1 protein-coding gene is annotated in these 438 nt (G+C 75.8%); it reads left to right on the top strand.

Annotated elements, in window-relative coordinates:
* The coding region (locus B8460_RS17610; RefSeq protein ID WP_048862926.1) for a biotin/lipoyl-containing protein at nt 1-438 on the top strand (438 nt) is incomplete at both ends.

The following is a 438-nucleotide window of genomic DNA, read 5'->3' as shown; positions in this document are numbered from 1 at the left end:
CGCGCTGGCGGAGTTCCGCATCGAGGGCATCGCGACCAACATCCCGGTGCTCGCCGGCCTGCTGGCGATGCCGGAGGTGGAGGCGGGCGCGGTCGATACGCGCTTCGTCGAGCGGCATGCCGCGAGTCTTGCCGCGCGGCAGGCGCCGGTCGCGGCGGAGACGGTGCCGGAGGGGCTGTCGGCGGCGACGGCCCCGATGGTCGGGCTGCTGGTCAGCGTCGATGTCACCCCCGGCGAGGCGGTGCGCGCCGGGCAGCGCGTCGCGCTGATCGAGGCGATGAAGATGCAGATGCCGGTCAACGCCGAGGTCGCCGGCCATGTGCGCGAGATCCTGGCCGTGCCGGGTGCGACGCTGCGCGAGGGGGCGATCGTGGCGCTGATCGCGCCGGCCGAGGTGGCGGGCGACGCGCAGGCGGTGGCGGCGGCCGATCCGCGCAC

Origin of the sequence: Acidisphaera rubrifaciens HS-AP3 (assembly GCF_000964365.1) — a bacterium.
Lineage (GTDB): Bacteria > Pseudomonadota > Alphaproteobacteria > Acetobacterales > Acetobacteraceae > Acidisphaera > Acidisphaera rubrifaciens.
The sequence above is the reverse complement of the archived record's forward strand: the minus strand, read 5'-3'. Positions and strand labels throughout refer to the sequence as shown.